Origin of the sequence: Moorena sp. SIO4E2 (assembly GCF_010671945.1) — a bacterium.
GTDB lineage: Bacteria > Cyanobacteriota > Cyanobacteriia > Cyanobacteriales > Coleofasciculaceae > Moorena > Moorena producens.
This window is the reverse complement of the sequence record NZ_JAAHIE010001445.1, coordinates 1-1,007: the sequence shown is the minus strand read 5'-3', so window position 1 is coordinate 1,007 and position 1,007 is coordinate 1. Positions and strand designations below refer to the sequence as shown.

Sequence of the window (1,007 nt, the reverse complement as noted above, 5' to 3'; positions counted from 1 at the left end):
GAGCAGGTCAAAGTTGCAGAACAGATGAACTAAGTAGGTGGGCATATAGCAATTCTCATAGCTATGAGGTACACAATTTCTGGATTTTAGGGAACAGCGGATCTGGAAGGTGGTGCGTTACGGGACGCGCTGTTCCAAGGGCGAACAGGTGGAAAATCAGCGCGAGCCCGTCTTATCACGCACCCTACGGACTGGATTATTCCTTCAAGGGTGTTTCAAATATCACCACATGGTTGAAATTGGGCAGCAAACGCTTAAGAGCTTGCTGATACGCTTCCGCATCACTGCGCCGATTAAATCGCGCTACAGTTATCCGTTGCATCTTAGGTAGGTGCCGAATGACACACCAGGGTTTCAATCGGTCTCGGTAAGTTTGTCGAGTTGATATCATATTGTTAAATACCCCATTTTTATGGGTTGTTTTAGGAAAGGCGATCGCCCAGTAGTTTTGCGGCCTCTTGGGTGATCGCCGAATATTCTATTTACTATTAAATATGTAGTTGCGTAGTTTGTCAAGTCCAAAATGGGATTAATTAGGTTACGAGTTCGAGAATTAGCGGCGGAGAAGGGTTGGACGTTGAAAGAAGTTTCCGACCGTTCTGGAGTAACCTATAGCACTGTGGCTAGTTATGCCCGACGTGACGCCATGAGTATGACGGATTTTACAGCAATTCTGAAGCTAGCCCGGGCTTTTGATGTTATGGTTGAAGATTTGGTAGAGGTTATCGAAGAGTAGGGAGTAGGTAGTCGGGAGTCGGGAGTAGGGAGTCGGGAGTAGGTAGTCGGTAGTCGGGAAAAGCGGGAAATGGGGAGAATTATCCCGGAAATTATTGTGTATTTTGATACATATTTTGAATAATTTATACCTAACCAAAGTACCTACTCGCCCCTTTGTAAAAAACCTACCCTTGTATAGCAGTCGCCAGGGCAGTTAGGACATCGACATTAGTCTCACACCCTTTGTAAGCGATGCAGAGGTGCGACCCGTGGCGAATTTAATTCGCCAA

2 protein-coding genes are annotated in these 1,007 nt (G+C 46.1%); one reads left to right on the top strand and one right to left on the bottom strand.

What is annotated here, in order from left to right:
• Window positions 1-196: 196 nt before the first annotated feature.
• Window positions 197-391, bottom strand: coding sequence for a hypothetical protein (locus F6K37_RS44375; RefSeq protein ID WP_008185579.1), 195 nt, complete (start codon window positions 389-391; stop codon window positions 197-199).
• 132 nt (window positions 392-523) lie between these two features.
• Here F6K37_RS44375 and F6K37_RS44370 point away from each other — a divergent pair, with 132 nt between their 5' ends.
• Window positions 524-736, top strand: coding sequence for a helix-turn-helix domain-containing protein (locus F6K37_RS44370; RefSeq protein WP_008185577.1), 213 nt, complete (start codon window positions 524-526; stop codon window positions 734-736).
• Window positions 737-1,007 lie beyond the last annotated feature (271 nt).